Here is a 15,034-nt window from a genome sequence, read left to right as displayed (position 1 = left end):
TTCGTTGACCTCACAACTACAACGTCCCGGGGGCCGACATCAGGAGAACGAGCATCCACGAGCCGAACGAGGCGGACCGGGCGCGCGCGGGCGACGACGACGCGGGCGCCGGTGCACCACGGGCCGAGCTGCGCTTCCCCCCTGGTTCTCTGGTGCTGGTCGCAGGGCTGCCTGGCGCGGGCAAGAGCACCCTGCTGGACCGGCTGTACGGGCTGCGGGGAAACGAGACGCAGCCGGTCCCGGCCGGGGACGCGCGGGTGATCGACTCCAGGCAGGCGCGCAACTGGTGGGGACGGTACCTGGGGCCGCTGCCGCAGCGGGCGCGCGTGCCGCTGGTCCACACCACTCACGTCTGGCGCATCGCGCGGGCCGTGGTGGAGGGCCACGACGTGGTGGCGCACACCCGCGGCACCTGGCCGCACCTCCTGCACGGGTTCGCCTGGCTGGCCCGGCGGCGCGGCGGCGACGTGCACATGATCCTGCTGGACGTGGACCCGGTGACGGCGCGGGCGGGCCAGTTCCAGCGCGGCCGGGTGCTGACCGAGACGACCTACCGCCGGCACTGCCGCCGCTGGCATCCGCTGATCGAACGGGCGCGCAGCGGCGCGTACCCCCGCGCCGCCTCCGTCACCGTGCTGGACCGTTCGGCCGCCGACCTGCTCAAGGCCATCCACTTCGAGTAGCCGCGACACGTCGCGCACGGGGCCGGTGCTTCCGCTGAGCGGAAACGCGCGTCGCGTCCGGGCCGGGCCCGCTGGTGGACTACCGGCACACGGACGGGGCGGACGCGGGGGTGGACGCGGCCCCGAACGCGCTGGATAGGGTCGTCTCAGCGGCCAGGATCGACGGAAGGGCGGCAGCCATGGCACAGCAGGTACGCGGAGTCGTCGCGCCGGGCAGGGGGGAGCCGGTCCGCATCGAGACGATCACGGTGCCCGACCCGGGGCCGGGCGAGGCCGTGGTGAAGGTGCAGGCGTGCGGGGTGTGCCACACCGACCTGCACTACCGCGAGGGCGGCATCAACGACGAGTTCCCGTTCCTGCTCGGGCACGAGGCCGCCGGGATCGTGGAGTCGGTCGGCGAGGGGGTCACCGAGGTCGAACCGGGCGACTACGTGATCCTCAACTGGCGGGCGGTGTGCGGGCAGTGCCGGGCGTGTCTGCGGGGCCGTCCCTGGTACTGCTTCAACACCCACAACGCGAAGCAGAAGATGACCCTGGCCGACGGCACCGAGTTGTCGCCCGCGCTGGGCATCGGCGCGTTCGCCGACAAGACGCTGGTGGCGGCCGGGCAGTGCACCAAGGTCGACCCCGCCGCCAAGCCCGCGGCGGCCGGTCTGCTGGGCTGCGGGGTGATGGCCGGCCTCGGCGCCGCGATCAACACCGGCGCGGTCGGCCGCGGCGACTCGGTCGCGGTGATCGGCTGCGGCGGCGTGGGCGCGGCCGCGGTGCTGGGCGCCCGGCTGGCCGGAGCCGCGAAGATCATCGCGATCGACCTGGACGAGCGCAAGCTGACCACCGCCACCTCGCTCGGCGCCACCCACACCGTGCACGCCAAGGACACCGACGTGGTCGAGGCGGTGCGGGAGCTGACCGGCGGGTTCGGCGCCGACGTGGTGATCGACGCGGTGGGCCGTCCGGAGACCTACAGGCAGGCGTTCTACGCCCGCGACCTGGCCGGCACGGTGGTGCTGGTCGGCGTGCCGACGCCCGAGATGACGCTGGAGCTGCCGCTGCTGGACGTGTTCGGCCGCGGCGGCGCGCTCAAGTCGTCCTGGTACGGCGACTGCCTGCCGACCCGCGACTTCCCCATGCTCATCGACCTGTACCTGCAGGGACGGCTGGACCTGGACGCGTTCGTCTCCGAGACGATCGAGCTGGACGAGGTCGAGGCGGCGTTCGACAAGATGCACCGCGGCGACGTGCTGCGCTCGGTGGTGGTGCTGTGATGGCCGCGCGCATCGACCACGTCGTCACCTCCGGCACGTTCTCCCTGGACGGCGGGACGTGGGAGGTCGACAACAACGTCTGGATCGTCGGCGACGACGCCGAGGCCATCGTCATCGACGCCGCGCACGACGCCGGCGCCATCGCGGCGGCCGTCGGCGACCGGCGGCTGCTGGCGATCGTGTCCACGCACGGCCACGACGACCACATCGACGCCGCCCCCGCGCTGTCGGCGCGCACCGGCGCGCCCGTGCTGCTGCACCCCGCCGACCTGATGCTGTGGAAGCAGCGCCACCCGGACACCGGCCCCCAGGGCGAGCTGGCGGACGGCCAGAAGATCACGGTCGCCGGGGTGGAGCTGACCGTCCTGCACACGCCGGGGCACAGCCCGGGCGCGGTGTGCCTGTACGCGCCGGACCTCGGCACGGTGTTCTCCGGGGACACGCTGTTCTCCGGCGGCCCGGGCGCGACCGGCCGCTCGTACTCCGACTTCCCCACGATCATCACCTCGATCCGGGAGCGGCTGCTCACGCTGCCGCCGGACACCGTCGTGCGCACCGGGCACGGCGACAGCACGACGATCGGAGCGGAGGCCCCGCATCTGGAGGAGTGGGTGGCCCGGGGGTATTGATCGCCTTTCCCCGGCGGGCCGCCAACGCCGAACCCGGGACGGCGCCCGGGCGCGCGGCATAGGGTCCCCTGTGGCGGCGGGCCGTCGTGCGCCCGCGGGTTGCCGGTCACCGGGGAGGTGCGATGCGGGCCAGGGCGCCGCAGGCCGTCGTCCTCGCGCTGTGCGCGGTCGTCAGCGGATGCGGGACGGACGCGGAGTCCTCGACACGGGAGCGGGACGTTCCACCGCCCACGGCGGGCAGCGGGCCCGCGGCGTCCCCCACGGTCGCGGCTCCGGCGTTCACCTCGTCGCCCACGTCGTCGGCCACGTCGTCGCCCGCCTGGTCGCCGGCGCCGTCACCGGTGCGGCCGCTCGGCCGCGCGGGCAAGTGGCGCATCACCACCTACTACACCGCCGTGGAGAGCTACCACGGCGGCAGGCGCAAGGCGGTGCGCGGCTGCCCCGAGCTGCGGTGCGACGACGGTGACACGCCGCTCGGGTCGTACCCCGAGGACTTCATCGAGATCATCCAGACGGAGGGCAGCGGCCGGATCACCAGCGGCCCGCACCGGGGCCGGTACCTCAACTGGTCGCACAGCGTCGGGTTCTGGCTGGACGACACCACCCGCGACTCGGCCGGGCGGCCGCTGCGCGCCTGGCGGTCGGCCGCCGCCGACCGCGACGTGCTGGCGCGCGGCCAGCGGTTCGTCGTCACCGACTGCGGCCGGGACGGCGCCGGGCGCCCGGTCGAGGACGAGGTGTGCGAGCGGTTCCGGCGGGCGAGCTGGACGGTCACCGACCTGTTCCGTCCCGGGTACGGCGGCGAGCACCACGCCGACGTCTACATCGGCGAGGAGACCGGCCCGGGATTCGCCCGCTCCGCCCCCTGGTACACCACGCTCCGCGACGCGACGATCCACCCCGCCTAGGCGGCGTCCTCGGCCGGCGCGGTGTCCACCGGGGAGGCGAGGCGGGTGGGCTGGGTGCGGCCGCGCAGGACGGTCTCGCCGTCGACGCGCCAGTGCCGCGCCTCGTCGGGGCCGGCGGCCTCGACCACCGAGCCGGCCGCCAGCACGCGCGCCTCGGTGCCCTTGGCCAGGTCGGTGAGGCGGGCCGCCTCGTTCACCGGGTCGCCGATCACGGTGTACTCGAAGCGCTCCTCGGCGCCGATGTGCCCGGCCACCGCCTCGCCCGCCGACACCCCGACGGCCGCGCTCAGCTCGGGCACCCGGTCGCGCAGCCGTCCGGCCAGTTCGCGGGCGGCGGCGAGGGCCCGGCCGGACGCGCCGTCCAGCGCCAGCGGAGCGCCGAACACCGCCAGCGCGGCGTCGCCCTCGAACTTGTTGATCCAGCCGCCGTGCTCGCCGACCACCTCCACCACGACGGCGAAGAAGTCGTTGAGCAGCTTGACCACCTCGGTCGGCGGGCGGTCGGCGGCCAGCCGGGTGGAGCCGATGATGTCGACAAACAGCACGGCGACCTCGCGCAGCTCGCCGCCGAGGTCGATGCCGCGTTCGAGGGCGACGCGGGCGACGTCCTCGCCGACCTGGCGGCCGAACAGGTCCTGCAGGCGGGCGTGCTCGCGCAGCCCGGCGGCCATGTGGTTGAACCCGGCCTGCAGCAGCCCGACCTCGCTGGCGTCGTAGACGGGGACCTCGACGTCCAGGTCGCCGCGCTGCACCCGGGCCAGGCCGAGCCGCACCGACTCCACCGGGTCGGCGATGGCGCGGGCGGCGCCGTAGGTGACGCCGAGGCCGACGAGCAGGGCGGTGCCGCCGAGCACCAGCACGGCGAAGGCGAAGTCGCGCACGTCGACGTGGCCGAGCACGAACGACCCGACGGCCAGCACGATCAGGCCGAGGATCGGCACGCCGGTGCCGAGGGCCCAGGCCAGCACCGATCGCGACACCACGCCGGGCAGTCCGGTGCGGCGGGGCGGTCCGGTGCGCAGCGCGGTGGTGACGGCGCGCCGCAGCAGCCGCTCGGTGAGCAGGTAGACCACGGTGCAGGTGGTCAGGCCGCCGAGCAGGCTGGTCAGGCCGAGCTTGACGGCCAGCAGCACCGAGAACGGCAGGTTGATGATCACCCAGCCGACGGTGCCGATGCTCCACAGGGTCAGGTGCAGGGCCATCATGCGCAGCGGTCCGTACAGCAGCAGGAGCCGTTCGCGCTTGTCGGGCTCGCGGTGCTGCTCGACCAGGCGGCGCAGGCGGCGGAAGAAGCGCTCGCCGAGCAGCAGCCCGCCGGGCACGGCCGCGATGACGTAGCAGGTGAACACCAGCAGGTTGATCATCCGCAGCCGGTCCGACACCGCGCCGTCGGGGTTGGGCACGACGATGGTGAACAGCAGCACCACCAGGGCGCCGCCCAGGTTGGCCAGGCCGGTGGAGACGGTGACCAGGACGCGGGCGCGCCGGGCGATCTGGGCCCGGGTGTCGTCGGGGCGGCCGTCGATGCACCGCCACAGCAGGGCGAGGGGACGCCGCCGCGGCCGTGCCGGTGCCGTCCGCGTCTGGTCCGTCTCCATGGGGGTGCAGGGTAGCGGCTTTCCCCGTCGCCTCGAAGCGCCGCGGTCCCGCCGCCGGCCGGCCGCACGGTCCGTCGCCGGGGCGCCAGTGCGGCATGGCCCGCGCGAAAGCACCGCCCCACCGGGCGGGCAGGTTTGACCGGCCGGTCAATCAGGGAATGTTAGAAACGGACAAAGATGTCCAAAGTTCCCCCCGGTGGAGGTGGCTGATGGGTAGGTTCGCATGGCAGGACGGGGTCGCCTTCCTGGCGGGTCTCGTCGCACTGGTCGCGCCGGAGCTGTGGGCCGACGACGCGGGCAAGCAGCCGCTGATGGTGCTGGGGGCCCTGCTGGCCCTGGCCGGGCTGTACGCGCTGCTGGGCGCGGGCGGCCCGGCGCCCTGGACCACCACGGCCTTCGCCCTGCTGGTCTTCGTGTCCCCCTGGGCGTTCAGCTTCGCGGGTGAGGGCGCCGCGGCCTGGACGGCGTGGATCGCCGGCGGCATCGCGGCTATCGTCGGCATCTGGGGAGCCACACAGTCGGGAGGCGGCCTGACCCGTACGGGCGGCGGCCGCGCCACGACGGCCTGATCGGACGGTACCGCTCTGTGGTCCCTGGCGCGCGGGCGCCCAGGGGCCACAGCGCCGTGTCAGGGGGGAGGCCGCGGATGAGGGCGGTGAAGAGACGGCGGTCTTCGCGCGACCCGGAGGGCGCGGACGCCCGCACCCGGATCCTGGACGCGGCCGAGGCGCTGTTCGCCGAGCGCGGGTACGACGCCACGTCCACCGCGCGGATCGCGCGCCAGGCCGGGGTGCCCAAGGGCCTGGTGTTCCACTATTTCCCGCAGAAGATCGACGTGCTGGTCGCGCTGGTCGACGAGCGCACGGCGGTGGAGGAGCTGCCCGAGGACGCGGTGGAGGCGCTGCCGGGCGACCCTGCGGGCACGCTGTCGCGGCTGGCGCGGCGGTTCCCGCTGCGCGCCTCCCCCGCCATGCGCCGCATCCTGTTCCGCGAGGCCGACACGCACCGCTCGGTCGGCGAGCGGCTCGGCCGGCTCAACGGCGAGGTGTTCCGGCGGGCCCGGCGGGCGCTGGAGCTGGCGCTGCCCGGCGCGCGCGGCGACCAGGCGCGGCTGGAGGTCGCCGCCGCCACGTTCGCCGCGGTGCTGATCTACCAGGAGAACCTCGCCCAGCTCAGCGGCCAGCACGTGGACCCGGACGCGGTCGCCGAACTCATCGCGCACGCCCTCGGCGCCTGACCGCCGTCCCCGCGCGGGTCGCGGGTCAGGTCTGGATGGGCTCGAGCAGGCGGTGCGGTTCGCGCAGGGCCAGGCTGACGGGGTCGTCGCGGACGTAGCCGCCGGGACCGGGGCGCAACTCGACCTCCTCGGGCGGGACGGGGCAGGCGCATTCGGGGCAGGTGCCGTCGATGGCGAGCCGGGCGCCGCATCCGGCGTGGAAGTACAGGCGGGCCGGCCCGCAGTCGTCGAAGTGCCGTTCTCCCCAGCGGGCGAGCGTGTGCACGACCGGCCACAGCTCCTTGCCCATCTCGGTGATGACGTACTCGTGGCCCGCCTTCTCCAGCAGCCCGGACTCCACGAGCGACTGCAGCCGTTGCGACAGCACCGCGCGCGGGATGTCCAGGCGGGCCAGGAAGTCGCTGAACCGGCGCACCCCGTACAGGGCGTCCCGGATGATCAGCATGGTCCAGCGTTCGCCCACCACCTCCAGCGCGCGCGCCATCGAGCAGTCCTGGCGGGCGTAGTCCTTGCCGAGTGCCATGCAGGCCACAGTACCCGCGCTGGGGGTTCATTCACTGAACCAGATCGTGCTAACGTCGCCGCACGGCCATTTTGGTTCGTTGAATGAACTTGGAGTGTCATGACGTCCCACGCCCCCGCCACCCCGGCGCCCTCCCGCGCGGGCGGCCGGGCCGACGGGCCCACCGCCGCGCTGGTGGTGCCCGCCGCGGCCACGCTGCTCGCGCTGATGAACTACACCGCGCCGCTGACCACGCTGGTCGACACCGCGGCCGGGCTGCGCGCGGGCCCGACGGCGCAGATCTGGATCATGAGTTCGATCAGCCTGGGCCTCGCCGCCGTGCTGCTGGCGGTCGGCGGGCTGGCCGACGACCACGGCCGCAGGCGCGTGTTCACCGGCGGCGCCGTGCTGCTGGCGGTGGCCAGCGCCGCCTGCGCCCTGGCGCCGAACGCGACGTGGTTCGTCGCGGGCAGGATCGTGCAGGGCGCGGCCAGCGCGGCGCTGCTCGCCGGCGGCCTGGGCATCATCGGCCACGCCTTCACCGGTCCCGCCCGGGCCCGCGCCACCGGCGTGTGGGGCGCCATGCTCGGCCTGGGCATCGCGCTCGGCCCGCTGGCGACGGCGGCGCTGACCGCACTGGTCAACTGGCGGCTGTGGTACTGGGCCTGCCTGGTGGCCGCCGTCCCGCTGGCGGTCGCGGCGGCGCGCTCGCTGCCGGAGTCGCGCGCCGAGCGTCCGCGCGGCCTGGACCTGCCCGGCGTGGTCACGATGAGCGGCGGGGTCGCGGCGCTGCTCACCGCGATCACCCTGGGCCGCACCGGCTGGACGCGTCCGGCGGTGGCGGTGCTGCTGGTCACCGCCGTCGTGCTGCTGGGCGCGTTCGTCGTCGTCGAGGCGCGCCGCCGCGAGCCCATGCTGCACCTCGGGCTGCTGCGGCGGCCGCTGTTCGTGGTGGCGACCGTCGGGGCCCTGGTGACCGGGCTGGCCGTGATCGGGGTGATGAGCTACCTGGGCACCCTGCTGGACCTGGCCTACGGGCTCACCCCCGTGACCGTCTCGTTGCTGCTGTCGATCTGGTCGGGCCTGTCGTTCGTGGCGGCGCTGCAGGCGCGGCGGCTGACGGTCCGCGTGGCGCCGCGGGTGCTGCTGGCGTCCGGGCTGGTGCTCAGCGCGGTGGGCGAGGTCGCGATGCTGGGCCTGGCGCCGGGCGGCCACTGGTGGCGGCTGGTGCCCGGCCTGGCGGTGGCGGGCGTCGGCAGCGGGCTGGCCAACGCGATGCTGGCGCGGCTGGCCGTGGAGAGCGTTCCCGCCGACCGGGCGAGCATGGGGTCGGGCGCCAACAACACCGCCCGCTATGTCGGCGCCTCGCTGGGCGTCGCCATGGTCGTCGCGATCGCCACGGGCGGGGACCACTCGCTGGACTCGCTCGCCCACGGCACCAACATCGCGCTGGTGATCTCGGCGGTGCTGGCGGTCGCCGGCGCGGTGCTGGCCGTGGTCGTCCGCGAGCGCCGTGCGCCGCGGGCGCGATGACGCGGCACGCGCCTAGGCGAGCTGTTCGATGAACTCGGTGAGCTGGGCGAGGTTGCGGCACTCGTACATGGGGACGACCGCGCCGTAGCGGGAGGCGGCCGAGTCGCCGGTGTCCCACTGGGCGCGCGGCTCGGGGTTGAGCCAGTACGCGTGCCGCGCCCGCTCGGCCAGCCCGCGCAGCACGGGCAGGGACAGCTCGCCGTAGTTGGAGCGGGCGTCACCGAGGATCAGCAGCGCGGTGCGGGGGCCGACCGCGTCGCCGTAGCGTTCCTCGAACACCTTCAGGGCGTGCCCGTAGTTGCTGCGGCCGGTGATCCAGACCAGGTCGGCCTCCCGGGCCATGCGGGTCATCGCGTCCACCACGTCGGCGCCCGGCGCGAAGTACTTGGTGATCTCGTCGGTGCCGTCGATGAACGCGAACGCCCGCACCTTGCTGAACTGCTCGCGCAGCGCGAACGTCAGCAGCAGCGTGAAGTGCGCGAACGCCGACACCGAGTCGCTGGCGTCGCACAGGACGACCAGCTCGGGGCGGTGCGGGCGGCGGGGCCGGTGCCGGGTGGTCAGCGGCACTCCCCCGGTGGCCAGCGACGCGCGGACGGTGCGGCGGAAGTCGAGCCGTCCGCGCCGGTCCATGCGCTGCTTCTGGGCCAGGCGGGTGGCCAGGCGCCGGGCCAGCGGGTGGACCTGGCGGCGCAGCGCGGCCAGGTCGGCGCGGCCGGCGCGGCCGAAGTCCAGTTGTTCCAGCGGCGGCCGCACCGACAGGCGGGCGGTGCGCTCGACGCCGGTGTCCTCGGCGATGCGGCGGCGGACCTCGGCGCCGACCAGGTCGCGGAACCGGTCGATGCGGTCGCCGAAGGTGCGCCGGGCGACCTGCTCGGCCATGCCGCCCCGGTCCCGGCCGGTGAGCACGGCGTTGAGCAGCCGTGCCATCAGCGTCTCGGGCGACATCGCGCGCAGCACGCCGGAGGAGAACCACGACTCCTGGCCGGGGGTGCGGCCGTACTCGGCGACGGCCTCGCGCGCGAACCGCCGCAGCCCCGCGTCGTCGCCGGTCAGCAGCAGGTCGAACAGGTCCTCGCGGCGCCGCTGGACCTGCGGGTCCAGGGCGGGCGGCACGCGGCGGGCGCCGGGCTCGCGGGGCTCGGCCGGACGCGGCGGGGCCGCGGCGCCGTCACCGAGCGCGGGCGGGAACCACAGGTCGAACAGCAGGTCGAAGGCGGGCCGGTGCGCCGGGCGCTTGACCAGCGTGGCGGCGTAGGCGGCGCGCAGCGCCTCCCGGTCGGCCAGGTCGACCAGCCCGGTGGCGCGCACGGCGTCCAGGCCCTCGGCCACCGACACCGGCAGCCCGGCCTCGCGCAGCGCCGCCACGAACCGGGTGTGCCGGTCCAGCAGCGAACGCGCCATCGCCGTCAGCCCCCCAGGCCCAGTTCCTTGACGGCGCGTTCCTGGTCGGACACGTGCTTGAGGACGACGCCGAGGGTGCGCGCCACGGCGGCGTCGTCCAGCTCGTCCAGGCCGAGGGCGAGCAGGGTGCGGGCCCAGTCGACGGTCTCGGCGATGGACGGCGCCTTCTTGATCTCCAGGGCGCGCAGCGCGGCCACGGTCCGCACGAGCTGCTCGGCCAGCCGTTCCCGCACGCCCGGCACCTGGGCCAGGACGATCTGGCGTTCGCGTTCCGGCGCCGGGTAGTCCAGGTGCAGGTAGAGGCAGCGCCGTTTGAGTGCCTCCGACAGCTCCCGGGCGGCGTTGGAGGTGATCACCACGAAGGGGCGGCGGACGGCGGTGACGGTGCCGAGTTCGGGGATGGTCACCTGGAAGTCCGACAGCACCTCCAGCAGCAGGCCCTCGACCTCCACGTCGGCCTTGTCGGCCTCGTCGATGAGCAGCACCGTGGGGCCGTCCCGGCGGATCGCCGCCAGCAGCGGCCGCTCCAGCAGGAACTCCTCGGTGAAGATGTCGTCGTGCGTCTCGCGCCAGGCGCGGTCGGCGGGCGCGGCCTGGATCGCCAGCAGCTGCTTCTTGTAGTTGAACTCGTACAGGGCGCGGGCCTCGTCCAGGCCCTCGTAGCACTGCAGGCGGATCAGCTCGGCGCCGGTGGCGGCGGCGACGGCCTTGGCCAGCTGCGTCTTGCCGACGCCCGCCGGGCCCTCCACCAGCAGGGGCTTGCCGAGCTCCTGCGCCAGGTAGACGGTGGTGGCGATCGCGTCGTCGGCGAGGTAGCCGGTGCCGGCCAGCCGCTCGGCCACGTCGGCGGGCGAGCCGAACGCCCGGCCGCCGCCGGTGTCCGGCTCGGTGTCGAGTGTCATCCCTTGGCCTTCGTGTAGGTCTGGTTGGTGCCGGCGAACACCAGCTTGCGCCCGTCCTGGTCGAGCCGGACGCCCCAGTACGTGCCTGACTGCGGGTCGCCGCCCTGCCAGGAGAACCGGAACGTGCCGCCGCCCTCGGGGATGGCCTGCCCGCTCCACAGCGTCTGCTCGCCGCGCTTCCAGGCGCCGGTGCCGTCGGCCTTGAAGACGAAGTAGTCCTTGGCCGGTCCGACCCAGCGGCCGACCAGCGGCCGGACCTGCCCGGGCGGCACCTTCGGCACGGGGGCCAGGCGGGTCGCCGTCGCGGTGCCGCCCGCGTGCGCGCCGTCCTCCCCGTCGCCGCCGCAGGCGGTGAGGGCGAGCGCGGTCGCGGCGGCCAGACCCGCCAGGGGGACGGTCGAGCGAGCCCGGACTCTCACGGGGACCTCCGGAAGATCTCGAGAGGTCGGCAGTTTACCGGCTGGTAGCGTCGCGCCGGGCGTCACTCCCGGGGGGTAGGCGGCGTCTGGCACCCACGGGTGACGCGGTGCGGGCGTCCGGCCTCGTATAACCGGAGCATGACGACTTCTCGTCCGCCGCGCGGCGCGCCGGCCGCCGCCGGTCCGCCGCACGCCGCCGGTCTGCCGCACGTCGGCCTGCCCGGCGCCGGCCTGCCCCGCGACGACCTGGCCGCGGCGCTGGCGGCCCGCCGCGAGCTCGGCCCCGACTACGACGCCGCCTTCGCCGAGACGGTCGTGGACCGCGTCGAGCAGGCCCTCGACGCCCGGCTGGGCCCCCGCCCCGCCGGATACGCGGCCGGACGGGCGGCGCGCCCGGCCGACGGGCCGGGCATCGCGCTGGTCGTGGTGTCCCTGCTGGCCGCGATCCCGCTGAGCGCGATCGGGGTGGTCAACGCGGGACTGCCCGGCCTGGTGATCGTGTGGGCGGCGATCGTCCTGATCAATCTCGCGCACGCGCTGCGCCCCCGTCCCTGATCCCGCGCTCCCCGAGCCCGCGCCGCCCGAGCCCGCGGCCCGGGGCCGCCGAGGGGCGCGGCGTGCCGCGAGGGGGCCGGCACGCCGCGCGGCGGCGATGGATCACTTACCGGGTTCGGGATCGCGGGGCAGGCCGAGCATGCGCTCGGCGATGATGTTGAGCTGCACCTCGGTCGTCCCGCCGTAGATGGTCATGGCGCGGCTGAACAGCATGGCCCGCCCCACGATGCCGCTTTCGGCCAGCGGCACCTCGGTGGTGGCCGCGGGACCCTGCGCCTCCCAGCAGTAGTCGGCGACCTGCTGGTTGAACTGCACGCCCAGCAGCTTGCGCACGCTGGACTCGGCGCCCGGCTCGACCCCGTTGAGCTGCTTGAGGGTGGCGCGCAGGCCGAGCAGGTCGATCGACTGGCCCTGCGCGACCAGCCCGCCGACCTCGGCGAGGGCGACCGGGTCCAGGTCCCGGCCGTCGAAGAACTTCAGCAGCTCGGGCACGCCCATGCCCAGGCCGCCGCCGGTCGACAGCGACACCCGCTCGTTGCTGAGGGTGTTGCGGGCGACCTGCCAGCCCTTGTCGACCTCGCCGACCACGCACTCGTCGGGGACGAACACCTCGTCCAGGAACACCTCGTTGAACATGGCGTCGCCGGTGAGCTCGCGCAGCGGCCGCACGTCCACGCCCTCGGACTTCATGTCGACCAGGAAGTAGGTGATGCCGTCGTGCTTGGGCGCGTCCGGGTTGGTGCGGGCCAGGCAGAAGCCCCACTGCGCGTGCTGTGCCACCGACGTCCAGATCTTCTGGCCGGTCAGCCGCCAGCCGCCCTCGACGCGCTCGGCCCGCATCGACAGCGACGCCAGGTCGGATCCGGCGCCCGGCTCGCTGAACAGCTGGCACCACACCAGCTCGCCGCGCAGCGTGGGGCGCAGGAAGCGCTCCTTCTGCTCCTCGGTGCCGTAGGCCACCAGCGACGGCACCAGCCACGCGCCGATCACCAGGTTCGGCGGCTTGACGCCGGCGCGGCGCAGCTCCTGCTGGATGAGGATCTGCTCGACCGGTCCCGCGCCCCGGCCCCAGGGGCGGGGCAGGTGCGGGGCGGTCCAGCCCTCGTCGCCCATGCGGCGGTTGCGCTCGTCCTTGTCGGTGACGGCGGCCAGCTCGGCGACCTCGGCGCGGACGCGTTCGCGCAGCGGCCGGGTCTCGTCGTCCAGCTCCAGCTCGACGGGACGGCGTCCCCCGGCCAGGGCGCGTTCGGCGACGACGGCGGCCCACCGCTTGGCCGGGCCCGCCAGCGTCCGCAGCGTCAGGGCGCGGCGCAGGTAGACGTGCGCGTCGTGCTCCCAGGTGAAGCCGATCCCGCCGAGGATCTGGATGGCGTCGCGGGCGGCCTGCACACCGGCGTCCAGCGCGATGACGCCGGTGACGGCGGCGGCGAACCCGGCCTCCTCGGCCCCCTCGTCCAGGGCGCGGGCGCCGTCCCAGACGGCGGCGCGGGCCTGCTCCAGGGCGATCAGCATGCGGGCGGCCTTGTGCTTGACGCCCTGGAACTGCCCGATCGGGCGGCCGAACTGCTCGCGCACCTTGGCGTACTCGGCGGCGGTGGTGACGCACCAGGACGCGGCGCCGGCCGCCTCGGCGCCCAGCAGCACGGCGGCCAGGTCGCGCACGTGCCCGCCGGTCAGGCCGTCCAGCACCCGGTCGGCGGGCACGGACACGCCGTCCGCCTCGACCCTGGCGACCCGGCGGACGCGGTCGATGCTGGGCAGCGGCGTGACGGCCAGCGCGGCGGCGTCCACCGCGACCCACTCCTCGGCGCCGTCGGCGCGCACCGGCAGGACGATCACGTCGGCGAGCGCGGCGCCCAGCACGGGCTCGGCGGCGCCGGTGACCACCAGCGCGTCGCCGTCGCGGGCGCCGGTCAGCTCCCCGGCCGGCGCCAGCGCGGCCGTGCGGGAACCGCCGGCCAGGCCGGGCAGCAGCTCGCCGCGGGCCTTGGCGTTGCTGGAGGCGTTGATCGCGGCGGCCGCCAGCACGGTCGGCAGGAACGGTCCGGGCGCGGCGGCGCGGCCCAGTTCCTCCAGGACGACCGCCAGCTCCAGCAGCCCGTACCCCTGCCCGCCGTGCTCCTCGGGGATGTGCAGGCCCAGCAGGCCCTGCTCGGCCAGGGCCGGCCAGAACCCGGGCCTGGTCTCCTCGTCGGCTTCCAACGCGGCGCGTACCACCGCCTGCGGGACGGCGCGTTCGGTGAACCCGCGCACCGACTCGGCGAGTGCCTCATGCTCTTCGGTCAGCCCGATGGCCATGCGTCACCTTCTCTCGGAGCCCTGCTGACTCCGATTCTAGAACACGATTCGGATCTTGCGGATCGGTTCTAGTGGACGTCCGTCGCCTCCTGCGGCCGCTCGTCCGCGGACTCCGCCGCCGCCTCGTCCCCGGTGGCCGCTTCGTCCTTCCGGCCCTCGCCGCGGCGCCCGGCCATCAGGCTGGCCACGGTGGTGATCGCCAGGGTGGAGCCGATGACCGTCAGGGACAGCCAGATCGAGATGTCGGGCGCCCAGGCCGCGCCGTACTCGTGCAGCGCGTGCAGGATCAGCTTCACGCCGATGAACCCGAGGATGAACGCCAGCCCGTAGGACAGGTAGACCAGCCGGTCGGCCAGGCCGCCGATGAGGAAGTACAGCTGCACCAGGCCCATCAGAGCGAAGGCGTTGGCGGTGAACACCAGGTACGGCTCGGTGGTCAGCCCGAAGATCGCCGGGATGGAGTCCACCGCGAACAGCACGTCGGTGGACCCGATCGCGATCATGACGATGAACAGCGGGGTGAACATGCGGCGGCCGTCGCGGCGGGTCAGCATCCGGTCGCCCTCGTACTCGTCGGTGGTGGGCACCACCCGCTTGGCCCAGCGCAGCAGCGCGTTCTCCTTGACCTCCTCCTCGTCGTCGCCCCGGACCAGGCCGATCGCGGTCCACAGCAGGAAGGCGCCGAACAGGAAGAAGACCCAGGTGAAGTTGTTGAGCGCGGCGGTGCCGAGGGCGATGAAGATGCCGCGCAGGATCAGCGCGATGACGACCCCGGCCATCAGGACGGTGTGCTGGGCGTGCCGGGGCACGGCGAACCTGGTGAGGATCACCATGAACACGAACAGGTTGTCGACGCTGAGACTCTTCTCGGTGACGAACCCGCCGAAGTACTCACCGGCGTACCGGCCGCCGGCGAAGAACCACACGGCCACGCCGAACAGCACGGCCAGGCTGATGTAGAAGACGGACCAGAAGGCGGCCCGGCGGGTGGTGAAATCCTTGTTCTCCCCGCGGTTGATCAGGAACAGATCGATGACGATGATCGCGGACAGCCCGACCACGGTCAGGATCCACACCCATGGCGCGACGTTCAACGCAGTA

15 protein-coding genes are annotated in these 15,034 nt (G+C 74.4%); 8 read left to right on the top strand and 7 right to left on the bottom strand.

Features of this window, described 5'->3' with window-relative positions; translation table 11 throughout:
- Nucleotides 1–152 precede the first annotated feature (152 nt).
- From ABZ801_RS32625 to ABZ801_RS32610, 4 genes are all read left to right on the top strand, one after another.
- Nucleotides 153–683: an ATP-binding protein gene (locus ABZ801_RS32625; protein ID WP_360705250.1), complete on the top strand. Its 531-nt coding sequence runs from the start codon at nucleotides 153–155 to the stop codon at nucleotides 681–683.
- A gap of 179 nt (nucleotides 684–862) precedes the next feature.
- Nucleotides 863–1,948: an S-(hydroxymethyl)mycothiol dehydrogenase gene (locus tag ABZ801_RS32620; protein WP_360705247.1), complete on the top strand. Its 1,086-nt coding sequence runs from the start codon at nucleotides 863–865 to the stop codon at nucleotides 1,946–1,948.
- Nucleotides 1,945–2,577, top strand: a complete 633-nt coding sequence (locus ABZ801_RS32615) for an MBL fold metallo-hydrolase (protein ID WP_360705244.1) — start codon at nucleotides 1,945–1,947, stop codon at nucleotides 2,575–2,577. Before ABZ801_RS32620 ends, ABZ801_RS32615 begins: the two co-directional genes overlap by 4 nt.
- A gap of 122 nt (nucleotides 2,578–2,699) precedes the next feature.
- Complete coding sequence (locus ABZ801_RS32610; protein ID WP_360705241.1) at nucleotides 2,700–3,485, top strand: hypothetical protein; 786 nt, start codon at nucleotides 2,700–2,702, stop codon at nucleotides 3,483–3,485.
- On the opposite strand, the gene ABZ801_RS32605 is transcribed toward ABZ801_RS32610, so the two are convergent.
- Entirely contained in the window at nucleotides 3,482–5,083 is a 1,602-nt protein-coding gene (locus ABZ801_RS32605) for an adenylate/guanylate cyclase domain-containing protein (RefSeq protein ID WP_360705238.1), read from the bottom strand. The genes ABZ801_RS32610 and ABZ801_RS32605 overlap by 4 nt on opposite strands.
- A 209-nt stretch (nucleotides 5,084–5,292) precedes the next feature.
- Here ABZ801_RS32605 and ABZ801_RS32600 point away from each other — a divergent pair, with 209 nt between their 5' ends.
- Together ABZ801_RS32600 and ABZ801_RS32595 are read left to right on the top strand one after the other, a co-directional pair.
- Nucleotides 5,293–5,652, top strand: a complete 360-nt coding sequence (locus ABZ801_RS32600) for an SPW repeat protein (RefSeq protein WP_344955193.1) — start codon at nucleotides 5,293–5,295, stop codon at nucleotides 5,650–5,652.
- A 77-nt stretch (nucleotides 5,653–5,729) separates the two neighbouring features.
- Nucleotides 5,730–6,320 (top strand): helix-turn-helix domain-containing protein, encoded by a 591-nt coding sequence (locus ABZ801_RS32595; protein WP_344955195.1) that lies wholly within the window; start codon nucleotides 5,730–5,732, stop codon nucleotides 6,318–6,320.
- Between the two features lie 25 nt (nucleotides 6,321–6,345).
- Here ABZ801_RS32595 and ABZ801_RS32590 read toward each other — a convergent pair whose 3' ends face one another.
- Complete coding sequence (locus tag ABZ801_RS32590; protein WP_344955197.1) at nucleotides 6,346–6,843, bottom strand: helix-turn-helix domain-containing protein; 498 nt, start codon at nucleotides 6,841–6,843, stop codon at nucleotides 6,346–6,348.
- A gap of 99 nt (nucleotides 6,844–6,942) precedes the next feature.
- Here ABZ801_RS32590 and ABZ801_RS32585 point away from each other — a divergent pair, with 99 nt between their 5' ends.
- Nucleotides 6,943–8,355 (top strand): MFS transporter, encoded by a 1,413-nt coding sequence (locus tag ABZ801_RS32585; protein ID WP_360705234.1) that lies wholly within the window; start codon nucleotides 6,943–6,945, stop codon nucleotides 8,353–8,355.
- A 12-nt stretch (nucleotides 8,356–8,367) separates the two neighbouring features.
- On the opposite strand, the gene ABZ801_RS32580 is transcribed toward ABZ801_RS32585, so the two are convergent.
- The 3 genes from ABZ801_RS32580 to ABZ801_RS32570 are packed head-to-tail and all read right to left on the bottom strand — an operon-like array spanning nucleotide 8,368 to nucleotide 11,080.
- On the bottom strand, nucleotides 8,368–9,759 hold the full coding sequence (locus tag ABZ801_RS32580; RefSeq protein WP_360705231.1) for a VWA domain-containing protein: 1,392 nt from the start codon (nucleotides 9,757–9,759) through the stop codon (nucleotides 8,368–8,370).
- Nucleotides 9,760–9,764: 5 nt separating this feature from the next.
- Nucleotides 9,765–10,661 (bottom strand): MoxR family ATPase, encoded by an 897-nt coding sequence (locus tag ABZ801_RS32575; RefSeq protein ID WP_360705229.1) that lies wholly within the window; start codon nucleotides 10,659–10,661, stop codon nucleotides 9,765–9,767.
- Entirely contained in the window at nucleotides 10,658–11,080 is a 423-nt protein-coding gene (locus tag ABZ801_RS32570) for a hypothetical protein (protein ID WP_344955204.1), read from the bottom strand. Before ABZ801_RS32570 ends, ABZ801_RS32575 begins: the two co-directional genes overlap by 4 nt.
- A 138-nt stretch (nucleotides 11,081–11,218) precedes the next feature.
- On the opposite strand from ABZ801_RS32570, the gene ABZ801_RS32565 reads away from it, so the two are divergent.
- Nucleotides 11,219–11,635, top strand: coding sequence for a hypothetical protein (locus tag ABZ801_RS32565; RefSeq protein WP_360705225.1), 417 nt, complete (start codon nucleotides 11,219–11,221; stop codon nucleotides 11,633–11,635).
- A 102-nt stretch (nucleotides 11,636–11,737) separates the two neighbouring features.
- On the opposite strand, the gene ABZ801_RS32560 is transcribed toward ABZ801_RS32565, so the two are convergent.
- A complete protein-coding gene (locus ABZ801_RS32560) occupies nucleotides 11,738–13,933 on the bottom strand; it encodes an acyl-CoA dehydrogenase (protein ID WP_360705222.1) in 2,196 nt (731 codons plus the stop codon).
- A gap of 68 nt (nucleotides 13,934–14,001) precedes the next feature.
- Nucleotides 14,002–15,027, bottom strand: coding sequence for a TerC family protein (locus ABZ801_RS32555; RefSeq protein ID WP_360705219.1), 1,026 nt, complete (start codon nucleotides 15,025–15,027; stop codon nucleotides 14,002–14,004).
- Nucleotides 15,028–15,034 lie beyond the last annotated feature (7 nt).

Origin of the sequence: Actinomadura sp. NPDC047616 (assembly GCF_040642915.1) — a bacterium.
In the GTDB taxonomy this organism is placed as follows: Bacteria; Actinomycetota; Actinomycetes; order Streptosporangiales; family Streptosporangiaceae; genus Spirillospora; species Spirillospora miaoliensis.
Note: the sequence above shows the minus strand (reverse complement) of the source record. Positions and strands in the feature narration are given on the sequence as shown.